The following is a 17,378-nucleotide window of genomic DNA, read 5'->3' on the forward strand; positions in this document are numbered from 1 at the left end:
CTGGACGCGCGGCGCCTGACGGCGCCGGGCAGCGACGCCGGGCGGGGGTCCGGCAGCAAGGAGGGGACATGGGTGTCGAGGAAGCGCCGTCAGGGTTCCTGCTGACGACGATCGAGGACCTCGCGGGGTACCTGCGGAAGGCCTCGGTGTGGCCGGTGACGTTCGGCCTGGCCTGCTGCGCCATCGAGATGATGGCGGCGGGCGCGTCGCGGTTCGACCTGTCGCGGTTCGGCATGGAGGTGTTCCGTGCGTCGCCGCGCCAGGCGGACCTGATGATCGTGGCCGGCCGGGTGAGCCAGAAGATGGCCCCGGTGGTGCGTCAGGTGTACGACCAGATGAGCGAGCCCAAGTGGGTGCTCTCCATGGGCGTGTGCGCGTCGTCCGGCGGGATGTTCAACAACTACGCGATCGTGCAGGGCGTGGACCACGTGGTCCCGGTCGACATCTACCTGCCCGGCTGCCCGCCGCGCCCGGAGATGCTGATCAACGCGATCCTCGGGCTGCACGACCACATCCAGAACGCGCCGCTGGGCGTGAACCGGGTCGAGGCCGCGCGCGCCGCCGAGGCGGCCGCGATGGAGGCCACCCCGACCTTCGAGATGAAGGGCCTGCTGCGATGAGCGACGTCACGCCGGGCGGCGACCAGGGCTCGGCCCTGACGCCCCCGGAGGGGGCGGCCACCTTCGAGGTGGTCGAGGTCAAGAAGGGCATGTTCGGCGCCCACGGCTCGGGCGACACGTCCGGCTACGGCGGCCTGGTCACGCCCGTCGCGATGCCCGCGGCGTCCCCCCGCCCGTACGGCAGCTGGTTCGACCAGGTGGTCGACGTCCTGGCCGAGGTGCTGGAGGAGGCCGCGCGGACCGGCGGGCCCACCTTCGACCAGGCGGTCGAGAAGGTGGTCGTGGACCTGCACGGCGCCGCGAGCGCGGAGGCGCAGCAGGCGGAGCTGACGATCCACGTCGCCCGCGAGCACGTCGCCGCCGTCTGCCAGGCGCTGCGCGACGACCAGGACCTGCGCTTCGAGCTGTCGCTCGGGGTCAGCGGCGTCCACTACCCGCACGACACCGGCCGGGAGCTGCACGCCGTCTACCACCTGGCGTCGGTCACGCACTCCCGCCGGCTGCGGCTGGAGGTCGCCGCGCCCGACGACGACCCGCACATCCGGTCGACCACGTCGGTGTACCCGTCCAACGACTGGCACGAGCGCGAGACCTACGACTTCTTCGGGATCGTCTTCGACGGCCACCCGGCCCTGACCCGCATCGAGATGCCGGACGACTGGGTGGGCCACCCGCAGCGCAAGGACTACCCGCTCGGCGGCATCCCCGTCGAGTACAAGGGCGCCACGGTGCCCCCGCCGGACACGAGGAGGAGCTACTCATGAGCGCTCCCACTGACCACAGGCCGCCGCCCGCCCCGCACGCGACGCGCCCCGCCGGGAACGAGGACATGTCGTCCACCGTGCGCGCCTTCGAGGCGTACGGCGACGGCGACTGGGACGACATCGCGCGCGAGGCGATCGGCGAGGAGCGGATCGTCGTCAACATGGGTCCCCAGCACCCGTCCACGCACGGCGTGCTGCGCCTCATGCTGGAGATCGACGGCGAGACCGTCACCGAGGCCCGCGCCGGTATCGGCTACCTGCACACGGGCATCGAGAAGAACATGGAGTTCCGCACCTGGACGCAGGGCACCACGTTCTGCACCCGCATGGACTACGTGGCGCCCCTGTTCCAGGAGGCCGCGTACTGCCTCGCCGTCGAGAAGCTGCTCGGCATCACCGACGACGTGCCCGAGCGCGCCAACGTGATCCGCGTGCTGATGATGGAGCTCAACCGGATCTCCTCCCACCTGGTCTGCCTCGGTACCGGCGGCAACGAGATGGGCGCCACCACGGTGATGACCATCGGGTTCACCGCCCGCGAGGAGATCCTGCGGCTCTTCGAGGCCGTGACCGGCCTGCGCATGAACCACGCGTACATCCGGCCCGGCGGCGTGGCCGTCGACGTGCCCGAGGGCTTCACCGCCCAGGCCCGCGCGGCGCTGAAGAACGTGCGCGGCTACCTCAAGCAGCTCGGCGACCTGATGCTCGCCAACCCGATCTTCAAGGCCCGGCTGACGAACGTCGGCGTGCTGAACCTCTCCGGCTGCATGGCACTGGCCGTCACCGGACCGGTGCTGCGCTCCACGGGCCTGCCGTACGACGTCCGCAAGAACAACCCGTACTGCGGCTACGAGACCTACGACTTCGACGTCCCCACCTCGAAGGGCGCCGACTGCTACGACCGCGTCGTGCTCCGCGTCGAGGAGTGCTACCAGTCCCTGAAGATCATCGAGCAGGCCCTGGAGCGGCTCGACCGCACCGAGGGCGAGCCCGTCATGGTCGCCGACAAGAAGATCGCGTGGCCGGCCCAGCTCGCCGTCGGCGGCGACGGCCAGGGCAACTCGCTGGAGCACATCAAGAAGATCATGGGCACCTCCATGGAGGCCCTGATCCACCACTTCAAGCTGGTCACCGAGGGCTTCCGCGTCCCCGTGGGCCAGGCCTGGCAGACCGTGGAGCACCCGCGCGGCGAGCTCGGCGTGCACGTCGTCTCCGACGGCGGCACCCGCCCCTACCGCGCGCACTTCCGCGACCCCTCGTTCAACAACCTCCAGGCCACGTCGGTGATGTGCGAGGGCGGCCAGGTGGCCGACGTCGTCGTCGCCGTCGCGTCCCTGGACCCCGTGCTGGGAGGTGTGGACCGATGACCGCAGACCCGCAGGCGGCCACCAAGACCGGCTACGACGCCGAGACCGTCGCAGCCCTGACCGCCGACGCCACGGCGATCATGGCCCGCTACCCGGACCCCCGGTCCGGCCTGCTGCCGATGCTGCACCTCGTGCAGTCGGTCGACGGGTACGTGAGCCGCGACGGCATCCTGTTCTGCGCCGAGATGCTCGGCATCACCGCTGCCGAGGTCTCCGCCGTCGCCACGTTCTACACCCAGTACAAGCGCCACCCCAACGGCACCTACACCGTGGGTGTGTGCACCAACACCCTGTGCGCCGTCATGGGCGGCGACGCCATCTTCGACGAGCTCAGCGAGCACCTCGGCGTGGGCCACGACGAGACCACCGACGACGGCGCCATCACCCTCGAGCGCATCGAGTGCAACGCCGCCTGCGACTACGCACCCGTCGTGATGGTCAACTGGGAGTTCTTCGACAACCAGACGCCCGAGACGGCCACGGCGCTCGCGGACCAGCTGCGGCTCGGCGACGACGTCGTCCCCACGCGGGGCGCCGCGTCCGTCTGCTCGTTCAAGCAGATGAGCCGCATCCTGGCCGGCTTCCCCGACGGCCGCGCCGACGAGGGCGTGGGCGCGGGAGAGCCGACCCTGGCGGGCCTGAGCATCGCCCGCGAGCGCGGCTGGACGGCGCCGGGGTCCCCCTCGCAGGTTGAGCCTGCCGAAACCGGGGTCTCGACAGGCTCGACCAGCGGTGGCTCGACCAGCGCCGGGCAGACCAGCCCGCCGGTCGGCACGCCCGGCTCCTCGGCTGAGCGCAAGCCCGCCACGTCGTCCGACACCGAGGTCGGCAAGGACAAGAAGCCCGGGGAGGACGCGAAGTGAACCTCACACCGGTACTCACCGACACGTGGGACAAGGACCGCTCCTGGCGGCTGGCCACGTACGAGCGCAACGGCGGCTACGCCGGGCTCAAGAAGGCCCTGACCATGGAGCCGGCAGCGCTGGTCCAGGCGGTCAAGGACTCCGGCCTGCGCGGCCGCGGCGGCGCGGGCTTCCCCACGGGCATGAAGTGGGGCTTCCTGCCCCCGCCCGACGGCGGCCCGCGGTACCTGGTGGTCAATGCCGACGAGTCGGAGCCGGGCACCTGCAAGGACATCCCGCTGATGCTCGCCAGCCCGCAGCACCTCGTCGAGGGTGTGGCGATCACGAGCTACGCGATCGGCTGCGACCATGCGTTCATCTACGTGCGCGGCGAGGTGCTGCACGTCTACCGGCGGCTGCTGAACGCGGTCGAGGAGGCGTACAAGGCGGGCTACCTGGGCAAGAACATCCAGGGCACGGGCTTCGACCTCGACGTCACGGTGCACGCCGGCGCCGGCGCCTACATCTGCGGCGAGGAGACGGCGCTGCTCGACTCCCTGGAGGGCCTGCGCGGCCAGCCGCGGCTCAAGCCGCCGTTCCCCGCCGTCGCCGGCCTGTACGCGCGGCCCACCGTGGTCAACAACGTGGAGTCCATCGCGTCGGTGCCCGGCATCGTCGCCCGGGGAGCCGACTGGTTCTCCTCGATGGGCACGGAGAAGTCGCAGGGCCACGGCCTGTTCTCCCTGTCGGGGCACGTCACCCGACCCGGCCAGTACGAGGCTCCGCTGGGCATCACGCTGCGTGAGCTGCTCGACCTCTCAGGCGGCATCCGGGCCGGGCACGAGCTGAAGTTCTGGACCCCCGGCGGGTCGTCCACGCCGATCTTCACGCAGGACCACCTCGACACTCCGCTCGACTACGAGTCGGTGGGTGCCGCGGGGTCGATGCTCGGCACGCGCGCGCTGCAGATCTTCGACGAGACGGTGTGCGTGGTGCGGGCCGTGTCCCGCTGGACCGACTTCTACGCGCACGAGTCGTGCGGCAAGTGCACGCCGTGCCGCGAGGGCACCTACTGGCTCAAGCAGGTGCTGCGCCGCATCGAGGCCGGCGAGGGGCAGGACGGCGACCTGGAGCTCCTGGTCGACCTGTGCGACAACATCCTGGGCAAGGCGTTCTGCGCGCTGGGCGACGGCGCGGTCTCGCCCGTCACGTCGAGCATCCAGTACTTCCGAGCCGAGTACCAGGCGCACATCGACGGCCACGGCTGCCCGTTCGACCCGAGCGCGTCGGCGCTGTTCCCGTACACCCCGAAAACAACGTCACCGGGCGCTGCGCTGGTCGGAGCAGCGGGCGCCGGCGCGGGAGGTCACCGATGACCGTCACCACGAACAACCCCCAGACCGAGGCGGCCCCGGTCGAGCTCGTCACCTTCACCATCGACGGCACCGAGGTGAGCGTCCCCAAGGGCACGCTGATCATCCGGGCCGCCGAGCAGGCCGGCATCCAGATCCCGCGGTTCTGCGACCACCCGCTCCTGGCGCCCGCCGGCGCGTGCCGGCAGTGCCTCGTCGAGGTGGCCATGCCGGACCGCGAGGGCAACGTGCGGCCCATGCCGAAGCCGCAGGCGTCGTGCACGATGACGGTCGCGCCGGGCATGGTCGTCAAGACGCAGCACACGTCCGCCGTCGCCGACAAGGCGCAGCAGGGGGTCATGGAGCTGCTGCTCATGAACCACCCGCTGGACTGCCCGGTCTGCGACAAGGGCGGCGAGTGCCCCCTGCAGAACCAGGCGATGAGCAACGGGCGGCCCGAGACGCGGTTCACCGACGTCAAGCGCACGTTCCCCAAGCCGATCGCGCTGTCCACGCAGATCCTGCTGGACCGCGAGCGCTGCGTGCTGTGCCAGCGCTGCACCCGGTTCAGCGAGGAGATCGCGGGCGACGCGTTCATCGCGCTGCAGGACCGCGGCGCGCACCAGCAGATCGGCCGGTACGACGAGGACGTGCTCGGGTTCACCGGGGCCGAGTCGAGCACCGGCCCCGTGGACCGCCCGATCGGGGAGGCCACCACGGACACGTCCGGGCGGCCCTTCTCCTCCTACTACTCGGGCAACACCGTGCAGATCTGCCCGGTCGGCGCGCTGACCGGCGCGGGCTACCGGTTCCGGTCGCGGCCGTTCGACCTGGTCAGCACCCCGAGCATCGCCGAGCACGACGCGTGCGGCTCCGCGATCCGCATCGACCACCGCCGCGGCCAGGTGCTGCGCCGGATGTCGGGCGAGGACCCGGTGGTCAACGAGGAGTGGATCACCGACAAGGACCGCTTCGCGTTCACGTGGCAGTCCGCCCCGGACCGCGTCACCACCCCGCTGGTGCGCGAGAACGGCGAGCTGCGCCCCGCGTCCTGGGTCGAGGCCCTGGAGATCGCGGCGGCCGGCCTGGCCGCGGCGCGCGAGAACGGTGGCGTGGGCGTGCTGCCCGGCGGCCGGCTCACCGTCGAGGACGCCTTCGCCTGGTCCCGGTTCGCCCGCACGGCGCTCGGCACCAACGACGTGGACCAGCGGGTGCGCGTGCATTCCGCCGAGGAGGCCGCGTTCCTGGCCCGCGTCGTGGCGGGCTCCGGCATCGGCGTGACGTTCGGCGACCTGGAGCAGGCGCCCGCGGTGCTGCTCGTCGGCCTGGAGGCCGAGGAGGAGGCGGGCGTCACGTTCCTGCGGCTGCGCAAGGGCGCCCAGGGCAAGGCCGGTACCAAGGTCTTCTCGATCGCGCCGTACGCCACCCGTGGCCTGACCCGCCTGGACGGCACGCTGCTCCCGGCGGCCCCCGGCACCGAGGCCGAGTGGCTGACCAGCCTGACCACCAGCCTGGCCGGCGGCCTGCTCCCGGCCGACGCCCCGACGTCCGACATCGACACGAGCGCCCTGGCCCAGCCGGGCGCCGTCATCCTCGTGGGCGAGCGCCTCGCGGGCTCGCCGGGCGCCTACACCGCGGCCCTCGGGCTCGCCGAGGCGACGGGCGCGCGGCTCGCGTGGATCCCGCGCCGTGCGGGAGAGCGCGGCGGCGTCGAGGCCGGCCTGCTGCCGGACCTGCTGCCGGGCGGTCGCCCGGTCGCCGACGCCGCGGCACGCGCCGAGGTCGCCCAGGCCTGGGGCGCCGAGCTCCCGGCCACCCCGGGGCGCGACACCGCGGGCATCCTCGCGGCGCTCGCCTCGGGCGCCCTGGGCGGCGCGGTGCTCGGCGGCGTCGAGCTCGCCGACCTGCCCGACCCCGCGGCGGCGCGTGCGGCGCTCGACGCGACGCAGGCCCGCGGCGGGTTCGTCGTGAGCCTGGAGGTGCGGGCCTCGGAGGTGACCGAGCGGGCCGACGTCGTGCTCCCGGTCGCGCCGCCGATCGAGCGCGCCGGCTCGTACTGGAACTGGGAGGGCCGCGTGCGGTCCTTCGGCGCCGCGCTCGAGTCGAGCGCCCTGCCCGACCACCGCGTGCTGCACGTGCTGGCCCAGCAGCTCGGCGTGGACCTGCAGGCGGGCTCGCCCGCCGAGGCCCACCTCGCGATCGCCCTGACCCAGGGCGCGTGGGAGGGCGAGCAGGTGACGCTGGAGAGCGACGTCCTGACCGCCCCGCCCACCGTCGGGCCGGGTCAGGCGGTGCTCGCCACCTGGCGGCTCCAGCTCGACGCGGGCAGCGGCCAGGACGGCGAGCAGTTCCTCGCCGGCACGGCCAAGCGGCCCGTGGCCCGGATGTCCGCGGCCACGGCGAGCGCCTTCGGGGTGTCCGACGGCGCGCCGGTCATCGTCAGCACGGAGCGCGGCGCCGTCCGGGTGCCCGCGGCGGTGACCGACCGGATGGTCGACGGCGTGGTCTGGCTGCCGCTGGCCTCCGCCGGCTGCCGCGTGCACGAGACCCTCGGCGCGTCCGCGGGCGACCTCGTCAGCGTCAGCCCCCACGTGGCGGACGTCCGGGTCACCACGGCGGCCCGCACGTTCCACGGCTCGGAAGGAGATGCCCGATGAACCCGGTGCTGCTGGCCGAGGCCGCGCCCGGCGTCGCCGCCGACTTCTCGCAGGAGACCATCTGGGCCTCGATCGTCAAGGCCGTGCTGATCGTGGTCTTCCTGCTGACCAGCGTGCTCTTCGCGATCTGGTTCGAGCGCAAGGTCGTGGCGCGCATGCAGGTGCGTCCCGGCCCCAACTGGCACGGGCCCGCCGGCCTGCTCCAGTCGCTCGCGGACGCCATGAAGCTGCTGCTCAAGGAGGACATGACGGTCACGCGGGCCGACCGGTTCGTGTACCTGCTGGCGCCGATGATCTCGGTGTTCTGCTCGCTGCTCGTGTTCGCCGTGATCCCGTTCGGGCCGAGCCTGCCGTTCCCGTGGACCGACTGGACGACGCCGGCACAGCTCACCGACTTCCCGGTGGCGGTGCTGTACGTGCTGGCCGCCGCGGCGCTCGGCGTCTACGGCATCGTGCTCGGCGGCTGGGCCTCCGGCTCCACCTACCCGCTGCTCGGCTCGGTCCGGTCCACGGCGCAGGTGATCAGCTACGAGCTCGCGATGGGCCTGTCGCTGGTGAGCGTGTTCATCATGTCGGGCTCGATGTCGACGTCGCAGATCGTCTCCAGCCAGACGCAGATCTGGTGGTTCATCCCGCTCGCGCCGGCCTTCGTGATCTACGTGATCTCGATGATCGGCGAGACCAACCGCCTGCCGTTCGACCTGCCCGAGGCCGAGGGTGAGCTCGTCTCCGGCTACATGACCGAGTACTCGTCGATGAAGTTCGCCTGGTTCTTCCTGGCGGAGTACATCAACATGCTCAACGTCTCGGCGGTCTGCGTCACGCTCTTCCTGGGCGGCTGGCGGGCGCCGGTGCCCGACGGGTTCCTGGGCGGCGCGCTGAACGAGGGCTGGCTGCCGATCATCTGGTTCCTCGTGAAGCTCTGGGCCGTCATGTTCTTCTTCGTGTGGGTGCGCGGCACGCTGCTGCGCCTGCGCTACGACCAGTTCATGGTCTTCGGCTGGAAGGTGCTCATCCCGGTCGCGCTGACCTGGGTCGTCGTGCTCGCCGTCGTGCAGTGGCTGCAGCGCGTGCAGGGCATGTCCTTCCAGCAGTTCATCCCCGTGATCATCGGGGCCGCCGTCGTCTTCATCGCGGTCATGTGGTTCTGGCCGGAGAAGAAGGAGGCGCCGCCGGGCGGCCGGGACAAGGAGCCCGTCGACGCGTTCGCCGGCGGGTTCCCGGTGCCGCCGCTGCCCGGCGAGAAGCTGCCCCCGTCCAAGCGGTTCGGAAAGGAGGTCCACGGTGAGTAAGCGAGACACGGACGAGTACCAGCCCCTGCGGCCGCAGCCGGGACCCATCGGTGAGCTGTTCGCTCCCGTCGCGGGCTTCGGCGTGACGCTGTCGTCGATGTTCAGGCCCACGGTCACGGAGCAGTACCCCCGCGAGAAGGTGCCGACCCAGCCCCGCTTCCACGGCCGCCACCAGCTCAACCGGTACGCCGACGGGCTGGAGAAGTGCATCGGCTGCGAGCTGTGCGCGTGGGCGTGCCCGGCGGACGCGATCTACGTGGAGGGCGCGTCCAACGCGGCTCTGCCGGAGAACGCCGGCCTCCAGGTGAACGCGGACGACTCCCAGGGCGCGCACATGAGCCCCGGCGAGCGGTACGGCGGCGTCTACCAGATCAACTATCTGCGCTGCATCTTCTGCGGTCTGTGCATCGAGGCCTGCCCCACGCGGGCGCTGACCATGACCAACGACTTCGAGCTGGCCGGCAAGACGCGCGCGGGCATGATCTACGAGAAGCAGGACCTGCTGGCCCCGCTGGCCGAGGGCATGCTCGCGGCGCCCCACCCCATGGTGGAGGGCACCACGGACACCAACTACTACAGCGGTGACGTGCTGGGCCCGACGGCGGCGCAGGTCGCCTGGGTCCGCGAGCACCGGCCGGACGACGAGACGCTGGACGCCGCGGACGCCGTGGCGTCGGGCACGGCGCCCGCGCCCACCCAGCGGCAGCACGAGGTGCGGCCGGAGGAGGGCCCGGGTGCCGCCGAGCGGTCCGCGGGCGCGGCCTCGGTCGGCTCGGTGCGGGTCCTGGCGAGCGACGCGGCCGGCCTGGCCCGTCCGGGGGTGACGGCATGACCCCCGCCGGCCTGGTGATCTCGACCGGCGAGACTGTCCTGTTCTGGGTGGTCGCGCCGCTGATGGTGCTCGCCGCGCTGGGCCTGCTGTTCGTCAAGCGGGCCGTGCACGCGGCGATGTGCCTCGTGTTCGTCATGGTCAGCATGGCGATCCTGTACATCGCGCAGGAGGCGCCGTTCCTCGGCGTCGTCCAGGTGGTCGTGTACACGGGCGCCGTGATGATGCTGTTCCTGTTCGTGCTGATGCTCGTCGGCGTGGACGCGTCCGACTCGCTCACGGAGACCATCCGCGGGCAGCGCTGGGTGGGCCTGCTCATCGGGATCGGCCTCGCGGTGATCCTGGGCGGCGTCGTGGCGCGTGCCGCGTTCCCGCCCCCGGCCGGGCTGGCCGGGGGAGACCCGGGCGGCGTCGCCAACCCGCAGGCCCTGGCCCGCGTGCTGTTCGGCGACTACGTCCTGGCCATGGAGGCCGTGGGCGTCCTGCTGGTCACGGCCGCCGTCGGCGCGCTCGTGCTCACGCACCGCCGTCGGCTCACCCCCAAGCAGGACCAGCGGGCCGTCGCGGACGCGCGCATCCGGGCGCTGCCCAAGGGCGTCGTGCTCACGCCGCTGCCGTCGCCGGGCGTCTACGCCACCTCCAACGCCATGGACACGCCCGCGCTCGGGCCCGACGGCGAGCAGGTGCCGCAGTCGGTCTCGCGGGTGCTGCGCATCCGCGGCCAGGAGAAGGCCGCGCCGCACGCGCCGGGCACCGAGCTCGTCGAGGCCCGCACGGCCGAGGCCGCCGCGTCCGAGGCCCGGACCACCGAGGGAGAGGCCTGATGGACATCACCAACTACGTGGTCCTGGCCGCCGTGCTTTTCGCCGTGGGTGCCACGACCGTGCTGCTGCGCCGCAACGCGATCGTCGTGTTCATGGGTGTCGAGCTCATGCTCAACGCGACCAACCTCGCCTTCGTCACCTTCGCCAGGATGCACGGCGACCTGACCGGCCAGGTGCTCGCGTTCTTCGTCATGGTCGTCGCCGCCGCCGAGGTCGTCGTCGGCCTCGCCATCATCGTGACGATCTTCCGTACCCGCCGCTCGGCCTCGGTCGACGACGTCAACCTGCTCCGGGGGTAGAGAGTGAACGACGTGATCGGGCTTGCCCCCTGGCTGATCGGCTTCCCGCTGATCGGCGCGGCGATCCTGCTGCTGTGGCCGGTGGTGTTCGGCGGCAGGTCCATCGACCGCTGGGGCCACTGGCTCGGGGTGGCGGCGTCCGCCGCCTCCGGGGTCCTCGCCATCATCCTGTTGTTCCGCATGATCGGCACCCCCGCCGAGGGCCGCTCCGTGGACCACCACCTGTGGACCTGGCTGTCCGCCGGCGGGCTGGACGTGGACCTCGGCCTCCGCCTCGACCCCCTGTCCATGACCTTCGTGATGCTGGTGACCTTCGTGGGCACGCTCATCCACGTGTACTCCGTGGCCTACATGGACCACGACCCGGACCGGCGCCGGTTCTTCGCGTACCTGAACCTGTTCGTCGCGGCGATGCTCGTGCTGGTGCTCGCGGACTCCTACCTCCTGCTCTTCGTGGGCTGGGAGGGCGTGGGTCTCGCGTCCTACCTGCTCATCGGGTTCTGGGACACGGGGCGGCCGTCGGCCCGGGAGAACGCGGTGGCGGCCAAGAAGGCGTTCGTCATGAACCGCATCGGCGACATGGGGCTCATCGCGGCGATGGCGCTGCTGTTCGCCCACGCGGGCGCCCTCGACTTCGGCACCGCGCTGTCGGAGGACTCCGTCAGCTCGATGTCGCAGGCCACGGCCACCGCGATCGGGCTCTGCCTGCTCCTGGCGGCGTGCGGCAAGTCGGCGCAGTTCCCGCTGCAGGCCTGGCTGGGCGACGCGATGGCCGGTCCGACGCCGGTCTCCGCGCTCATCCACGCCGCCACGATGGTCACCGCCGGCGTCTACCTCATGGTGCGCTCCGGAGCGATCCTGGAGGCGGCCCCGACGGCGCAGCTCGTCGTGGTGCTCGTCGGCGCGGTGACGCTGCTGTTCGGGGCGATCGTCGGCTGCGCCAAGGACGACATCAAGAAGGCGCTGGCCGCCTCCACGATGTCGCAGATCGGCTACATGATGCTCGCCGCGGGCCTGGGCCCGGCCGGGTACGCGTTCGCGATCTTCCACCTGCTCACCCACGGCTTCTTCAAGGCAGGGCTCTTCCTCGGCGCCGGCTCGGTGATGCACGCGATGGGCGACCAGACCGACATGCGGCGCTTCGGCGGCCTGTCGCGGTTCCTGCCCATCACCTGGATCACGATGGGCCTGGGCTGGCTGGCGATCCTCGGGATCCCGCCGTTCTCCGGCTTCTGGAGCAAGGACGGCATCATCGAGGCCGCCTTCCTCCCGGTCGAGGGGCAGCCGTGGCGGGCCTGGGTGTTCGGCACCGTCGCCGTGCTCGGCGCGGCGATCACCGCGTTCTACATGACGCGCCTGTTCTTCATGACGTTCGGCGGACGCCGTCCGCGCTGGACCGAGGGCCAGCACCCGCACGAGGGATCGCCGCTGATGTGGTGGCCCCTGGTGTTCCTCGGCGTCGGCTCGGCCGCGCTGGGCCTCGTGCTCGGCATCGGCGGCACGTTCACCACCTGGCTGGAGCCCGTCGTCGGGCACACCGAGCACCACGAGCCCGTGCTGCCGGTCTGGCTCATCATCACCGCCACCCTCGTGGTCGTGGTGCTCGGGGCGCTGCTCGCGTTCCGGATGTACGCGGTCCAGATCGTCCCCGAGGAGGCGCCGCGCGGCTCCGCGCTGACGCGGGCCGCCCGCAAGGACCTGTACCAGGACGCCACGAACGAGACGCTCGTCGTGCGGCCCGCCTACGGGCTGGCCCGCGTGGTCCAGGTGGGCGACCGCGACGTCGTCGACCGGGGCTGGGGCGTGCTGCCGCAGGCGGTGTCGTGGTTCGGCGGGGTGTTCCGCAAGGCGCAGACCGGGTACGTCCGCTCGTACGCGGCCGGCATGGCGGGTGGCGTCCTCGTGATCGCCGTCGTCGCCTGGCTCGTCGTGGGCCTCGGTGGTGCCCAGTGATCGGAGGAGAGATGTTTCCCTGGCTGACCGCCCTCATCGCCTGGCCGCTGGTCGGCGCGGCCGTGGTGGGGCTGGGTGCGCTCGGTCGCTCCCGGACCGGCTCCGCGAACGCCCACACGGGCTTCGCCCGGCCGGCGGCGCTCGCGATCTCGCTGGTGGAGGTGGCCCTGCTCGTCGGCGCGTTCCTCGCCTTCGACACGAGCGCCGCCGGCGAGCACCAGCTCGCCGAGACCTACGCGTGGATCCCGCAGATCGGCACCTCGTACGCGGTGGCCGTCGACGGCGTCGGCCTGCTGCTGGTGGCGCTGGCCGTGGTGCTGGTGCCGCTGGTGCTGCTGGCCGCCTGGAACGAGCAGGGCCGCGACGAGGTGCGCCTGCGTCGGTTCGTCGGCCTGGTCCTGCTGCTCCAGGCGTTCATGGTGGCCGTCTTCGCCGCCCGCGACGTCTTCCTGTTCTACGTGCTGTTCGAGGCCATGCTCATCCCCGCGTACTTCCTCATCGGCGGGTTCGGGCAGGGCGCCGGACGGCGGCAGGCGGCCGTGAAGTTCCTGATGTTCAGCCTGGGCGGCGGGCTGATCATGCTCGCCGCGGTGATCGCCCTGTACTTCCTCGCGGTCGGCGCGGGCGTGGACCCGAGCAAGGCGTTCCTCGTGGACGAGCTCGTCGGTGTGAACCTCGGCACCGTGGCCGAGCGCCTCATGTTCATCGGGTTCTTCATCGCCTTCGCGATCAAGGCCCCGATGGTCCCGGTGCACAGCTGGCTGCCCGACGTCGCGGGGAACGCCACCCCCGGAACGTCCACCCTGCTGATCTGCGTGCTGGACAAGGTCGGCACGTTCGGGATGCTGACGCTCTGCCTGCCGCTGTTCCCGGAGGCGTCCCGCTGGGCGGCGCCGTTCGTGATCGCGCTCGCCGTGATCTCGGTGCTGTACGGCGCGATCATGGCGATCATGCAGACCGACCTGCTGCGGCTCGTCGGCTGGACCTCGGTGAGCCACTTCGGCTTCATCATCCTGGGCATCTTCACCTTCACGCCGCTGGGCACCGCCGGGTCGAGCTTCATGATGCTCAACCACGGCCTCGCCACCGGCGCGCTGTTCCTGGTGGCCGGGTTCCTCGTGGCCCGGCACCCGGAGCGGTCGCAGCGCATCACGGACTACCGCGGCCTGCGGTCGGTCACGCCGGTGCTCGCCGGCACGTTCCTCGTGGCAGGCCTGGCGACGCTGTCGCTGCCCGGCCTGGCCACCTTCGTCAGCGAGATCATGGTGCTGGTCGGCGCGTTCTCCGGGGCTCCCGCCGGCTCGGCGGCCTGGACCGTCGCGGCGATCCCGGGCGTGGTGCTCGCCGCGGTCTACGTGCTGCTGACCTACCAGAAGATCTTCACCGGGGCGCCGGCCGAGGGCCTGGAGGCCCTGCCCGACCTCAGGGCGCGCGAGCGCGTCGTCGCGGCCCCGCTGGTGGCCGGACTCCTGGTGCTCGGCCTGGTGCCAGGCCTCGCCCTGACCTACGTGGACGCGCCGGCGCAGCAGTCGGCCGCCCTGACAGCGGTGGATGAGCCGGCGGACGCCGCGCAGATGGGGAGCGACAAGTGAACGAGTTCGTGGCACCCGAGATCGACTGGCTCGCCCTCGCCCCGCTGATCGTGGTGCTGGGCGCGGGTGTGGTCGGCGTGCTCCTCGAGGCGTTCGTCCCCGCCCGGGCGCGCCGCGTGACCCAGATCGTGCTCACCCTGGCTGCCCTGGCCGGCAGCCTCGCGTTCGTGGCGGTGCTGTGGCCACAGATCGTGGCGCAGCCCGTCCAGGTGGTCGGCGGCACCGTGACGCTGACGCCGTTCGCGCTCGGCGCGCAGGGCATCATCGCGGTGCTCGCGTTCCTGGGCGTGCTCGTGGTGGCCGACCGCACCGCCACCGGCCAGGACGCGTTCGCGCCCACCGCCGCGGCGGTGCCGGGCACCTCGTACGAGGACCTGGCCCGGCGGTCCGGCCTGGAGCAGACCGAGATCTACCCGCTGCTGCTGTTCGCGGCGGGCGGCATGATGCTCTTCGCCGCCACCGACGACCTGATCGTCATGTTCATCGCGCTGGAGGTGCTGTCGCTCCCGCTGTACGTGCTGTGCGCCACGGCCCGCCGGCGCCGGCTGCTCTCGCAGGAGGCCGCGGCCAAGTACTTCCTGCTCGGCGCGTTCGCCTCGGCGCTGTTCATCTTCGGCGTCGCGCTGATCTACGGGTTCGCGGGCACGGTGCGGCTCCTGGAGATCGCCCAGGCGGTGCAGCAGGGCGGCCTGCCCCTGGAGGGTATGACGGGGCTGCTCGTGGCCGGCGTGCTGCTGGTGACGGTCGGCCTGCTGTTCAAGGTGGGCGCCGTGCCGTTCCACGCCTGGACGCCCGACGTCTACACCGGCGCGCCCACGCCCATCACCGGGTTCATGGCCGCGTGCACCAAGGCGGCGGCCGTCGCCGCGCTGGTCGAGGTGCTGTACCGCATCTCGATCGGCGTGCAGGCCGTCAGCCCGGAGACGATGCGACAGCTCCAGGTCGTCATCGTGGTGGTGGCCGTCCTCACCATGGCCGTCGGCACGGTGATCGGCTCCGTGCAGACCGACGTGAAGCGCCTGCTCGCCTACTCGTCGATCGCGCACGCGGGCTTCCTGCTCGTGGGCATCGCGGGCTTCAGCTCGCAGGTCCAGTCCTCCACGCTCTTCTACCTGCTGGCCTACGGCATCGCGACGATCGGCGCGTTCGCCGTGGTCACGCTGGTCCGGGAACGCCGGGTCACGGCCGGCGCCGAGGACAACGGCCCGGTCGAGGACGACGGTGTGGTGCTCGGCGAGGCCACGGAGATCGCGCAGTGGGCCGGCCTGGGGCGCAAGGCCCCGTGGCTCACCGCCGCGTTCGCCCTGTTCCTGCTGTCGATGGCGGGCATCCCGCTCACTGCCGGGTTCATCGCCAAGTTCGGCGCGTTCTCCGGGGCGACGTCGGGCGGCCTGTGGTGGCTCGCGGTCCTCGGTGTGATCGCCTCGGTGGTCGCCGTCGCGTTCTACCTGCGGCTGCTGGTGGTCATGGTGTTCCAGCCCGCGCCGATCACGCCGGGGGTCGAGCCCGCCGAGGGCGAGGTCCTGACGAGCGCGGCCGGCGTGGGCGAGGGCGGCGAGGGTGCGGCCGGTGGTGTCGCCACCGCGACCAAGACGCAGGTCACAGCCGCACAGCGGGTCGTGGTGACGGTGGTGCGGTCCCGGGGTCCGGCCGCCGTGGCGATCGCCGTCTGCGCGCTCGCTACGGTGATTCTCGGCGTTTTCCCCTCTCTGGTTCTTAATCTGGTGGCAGAGGCAAGTAAGTTCGTGCCGTGACCTCCGTACCGCTGCCGCCCCAGACGACGACGGGTACGTCGGCGTCCGCACCGCCGGCCGCTCCGACTGACCTGCCCGACCCGACCGCGCTCGGCCTGCCGATCACGGACCCGGAGCTGGCGTCCCGTCTCGCGGATCGCCTGACGGTGGTCGACGACGTGCTGTCGGACGCCGTCTCCAGCGCCGACAAGCTGGCGGACGGCGCCTCGCGGCACCTCGTCGACGCGGGCGGCAAGCGGTTCCGGCCGCTGCTCACCCTGCTCACGGGTGAGCTCGGCGACGGCGCGGCCCCCGGCGTCGTCGACGCCGCCGTGGTGGTCGAGCTGACGCAGGTCGCCTCGCTGTACCACGACGACGTCATGGACTCGGCGCCGATGCGCCGGGGCGCGCCGGCGGCCCACATGGTGTGGGGCAACTCGGTGGCGATCCTGGTGGGCGACATGCTCTTCGCCCGGGCCTCGGCCCGGGTGGCCGAGCTGGGTCCCGAGGCCGTGATCCTGCAGTCCCGCACGTTCGAGCGGATGTGCATGGGGCAGCTGCACGAGACCATGGGCCCCGACGACGGCGAGGACGCCGTGGCCCACTACCTCCAGGTGCTGTCGGACAAGACGGCGTCGCTGCTGTCGGCGTCGGCCCGCCTGGGGGCCATGCTCTCCGGCGCGCCGCAGGAGCAGGTCGAGGCCGTGGGCGCGTTCGGCGAAAAGGTCGGTGTCGCGTTCCAGCTCGCTGACGACGTGCTGGACGTGGCGTCGTCGGGGGAGACCTCGGGCAAGACGCCGGGCACCGACCTGCGCGAGCACGTCCCGACCATGCCCGTGCTGCTGCTGCGCCAGCACGTCGCGTCGGGCTCCGCCACCGACGACGACAAGGACCTGCTCGCGACGCTCGACGGCGACCTGTCGTCCGACGAGGTGCTGACCGCCGCGCTGCAGCGCCTGCGGGCGCACTCCGTGCTCGCCGACACCCGGGAGCTCGCGGTGCGCTGGGCGCGCGAGGCGGCGGCGGAGCTGGCGCCGCTGCCGGACGGGCCGGTCAAGGAGTCGCTGGAGCAGTTCGCCCAGGCGTTGGCGGACCGGGCGGTCTGAGATCCGCTCGACCCTACTCTAGAAATGTTGGAGCAGGCGTCGGCGCCGGAGCTGCGGATCCGGGTCCGGTCCGCTGAAAGATTCACCCGCACCGGGAGACCCTCTAACGTTCCGGTTGTCGGAGGCAACGGCTAGGCTGCCACAGCCG

At 72.0% G+C, this 17,378-nt stretch carries 14 protein-coding genes; all 14 read left to right on the top strand.

Annotation, left to right across the window (positions count from 1 at the left end; genetic code table 11):
• Window positions 1–68: 68 nt before the first annotated feature.
• The 14 genes from ACZ7LE_RS03670 to ACZ7LE_RS03735 are packed head-to-tail and all read left to right on the top strand — an operon-like array spanning window position 69 to window position 17,230.
• Window positions 69–620: a NuoB/complex I 20 kDa subunit family protein gene (locus ACZ7LE_RS03670; RefSeq protein WP_020016037.1), complete on the top strand. Its 552-nt coding sequence runs from the start codon at window positions 69–71 to the stop codon at window positions 618–620.
• Window positions 617–1,384 (top strand): NADH-quinone oxidoreductase subunit C, encoded by a 768-nt coding sequence (locus ACZ7LE_RS03675; protein WP_470402013.1) that lies wholly within the window; start codon window positions 617–619, stop codon window positions 1,382–1,384. The genes ACZ7LE_RS03670 and ACZ7LE_RS03675 overlap by 4 nt, the downstream gene beginning before the upstream one ends.
• Entirely contained in the window at window positions 1,381–2,751 is a 1,371-nt protein-coding gene (locus ACZ7LE_RS03680; RefSeq protein WP_470402014.1) for an NADH-quinone oxidoreductase subunit D, read from the top strand. Before ACZ7LE_RS03675 ends, ACZ7LE_RS03680 begins: the two co-directional genes overlap by 4 nt.
• Complete coding sequence (gene nuoE / locus ACZ7LE_RS03685) at window positions 2,748–3,614, top strand: NADH-quinone oxidoreductase subunit NuoE (protein WP_470402015.1); 867 nt, start codon at window positions 2,748–2,750, stop codon at window positions 3,612–3,614. Before ACZ7LE_RS03680 ends, nuoE begins: the two co-directional genes overlap by 4 nt.
• Window positions 3,611–4,969 (top strand): NADH-quinone oxidoreductase subunit NuoF, encoded by a 1,359-nt coding sequence (nuoF, locus tag ACZ7LE_RS03690; RefSeq protein ID WP_470402016.1) that lies wholly within the window; start codon window positions 3,611–3,613, stop codon window positions 4,967–4,969. The genes nuoE and nuoF overlap by 4 nt, the downstream gene beginning before the upstream one ends.
• A complete protein-coding gene (locus tag ACZ7LE_RS03695) occupies window positions 4,966–7,602 on the top strand; it encodes an NADH-quinone oxidoreductase subunit G (RefSeq protein ID WP_470402017.1) in 2,637 nt (878 codons plus the stop codon). The genes nuoF and ACZ7LE_RS03695 overlap by 4 nt, the downstream gene beginning before the upstream one ends.
• Entirely contained in the window at window positions 7,599–8,894 is a 1,296-nt protein-coding gene (gene nuoH, locus ACZ7LE_RS03700) for an NADH-quinone oxidoreductase subunit NuoH (protein ID WP_470402018.1), read from the top strand. Before ACZ7LE_RS03695 ends, nuoH begins: the two co-directional genes overlap by 4 nt.
• The gene (nuoI, locus tag ACZ7LE_RS03705; RefSeq protein ID WP_470402019.1) at window positions 8,887–9,726 is read left to right on the top strand and encodes an NADH-quinone oxidoreductase subunit NuoI; all 840 of its coding nucleotides are present in this window, start codon (window positions 8,887–8,889) and stop codon (window positions 9,724–9,726) included. The genes nuoH and nuoI overlap by 8 nt, the downstream gene beginning before the upstream one ends.
• Entirely contained in the window at window positions 9,723–10,547 is an 825-nt protein-coding gene (locus ACZ7LE_RS03710) for an NADH-quinone oxidoreductase subunit J (RefSeq protein ID WP_470402020.1), read from the top strand. The genes nuoI and ACZ7LE_RS03710 overlap by 4 nt, the downstream gene beginning before the upstream one ends.
• Window positions 10,547–10,846 carry an NADH-quinone oxidoreductase subunit NuoK gene (nuoK, locus tag ACZ7LE_RS03715; RefSeq protein ID WP_285100873.1) on the top strand — a complete coding sequence of 100 codons (300 nt, stop codon included), beginning with the start codon at window positions 10,547–10,549 and terminating at the stop codon, window positions 10,844–10,846. Before ACZ7LE_RS03710 ends, nuoK begins: the two co-directional genes overlap by 1 nt.
• A 12-nt stretch (window positions 10,847–10,858) precedes the next feature.
• Window positions 10,859–12,799, top strand: a complete 1,941-nt coding sequence (gene nuoL, locus ACZ7LE_RS03720; RefSeq protein ID WP_470402021.1) for an NADH-quinone oxidoreductase subunit L — start codon at window positions 10,859–10,861, stop codon at window positions 12,797–12,799.
• Window positions 12,800–12,810: 11 nt separating this feature from the next.
• Window positions 12,811–14,391, top strand: coding sequence for an NADH-quinone oxidoreductase subunit M (locus ACZ7LE_RS03725; protein WP_470402022.1), 1,581 nt, complete (start codon window positions 12,811–12,813; stop codon window positions 14,389–14,391).
• Window positions 14,388–16,145: an NADH-quinone oxidoreductase subunit NuoN gene (gene nuoN, locus ACZ7LE_RS03730; protein ID WP_470402023.1), complete on the top strand. Its 1,758-nt coding sequence runs from the start codon at window positions 14,388–14,390 to the stop codon at window positions 16,143–16,145. Before ACZ7LE_RS03725 ends, nuoN begins: the two co-directional genes overlap by 4 nt.
• The gene (locus ACZ7LE_RS03735; RefSeq protein WP_470402024.1) at window positions 16,142–17,230 is read left to right on the top strand and encodes a polyprenyl synthetase family protein; all 1,089 of its coding nucleotides are present in this window, start codon (window positions 16,142–16,144) and stop codon (window positions 17,228–17,230) included. Before nuoN ends, ACZ7LE_RS03735 begins: the two co-directional genes overlap by 4 nt.
• Window positions 17,231–17,378: the final 148 nt, after the last annotated feature.

It is taken from the genome of Promicromonospora sp. NPDC110617, from assembly GCF_055598465.1.

Bases quoted from the DNA above. Each gene is read 5' to 3' on its own strand.
- ACZ7LE_RS03695 (WP_470402017.1), top strand. From the start codon at position 4,966: ATGACCGTCACCACGAACAACCCCCAGACCGAGGCGGCCCCGGTCGAG.
- ACZ7LE_RS03670 (WP_020016037.1), top strand. From the start codon at position 69: ATGGGTGTCGAGGAAGCGCCGTCAGGGTTCCTGCTGACGACGATCGAG.
- ACZ7LE_RS03710 (WP_470402020.1), top strand. From the start codon at position 9,723: ATGACCCCCGCCGGCCTGGTGATCTCGACCGGCGAGACTGTCCTGTTC.
- ACZ7LE_RS03680 (WP_470402014.1), top strand. From the start codon at position 1,381: ATGAGCGCTCCCACTGACCACAGGCCGCCGCCCGCCCCGCACGCGACG.
- nuoE (WP_470402015.1), top strand. From the start codon at position 2,748: ATGACCGCAGACCCGCAGGCGGCCACCAAGACCGGCTACGACGCCGAG.
- ACZ7LE_RS03675 (WP_470402013.1), top strand. From the start codon at position 617: ATGAGCGACGTCACGCCGGGCGGCGACCAGGGCTCGGCCCTGACGCCC.
- nuoH (WP_470402018.1), top strand. From the start codon at position 7,599: ATGAACCCGGTGCTGCTGGCCGAGGCCGCGCCCGGCGTCGCCGCCGAC.
- ACZ7LE_RS03725 (WP_470402022.1), top strand. From the start codon at position 12,811: ATGTTTCCCTGGCTGACCGCCCTCATCGCCTGGCCGCTGGTCGGCGCG.
- nuoK (WP_285100873.1), top strand. From the start codon at position 10,547: ATGGACATCACCAACTACGTGGTCCTGGCCGCCGTGCTTTTCGCCGTG.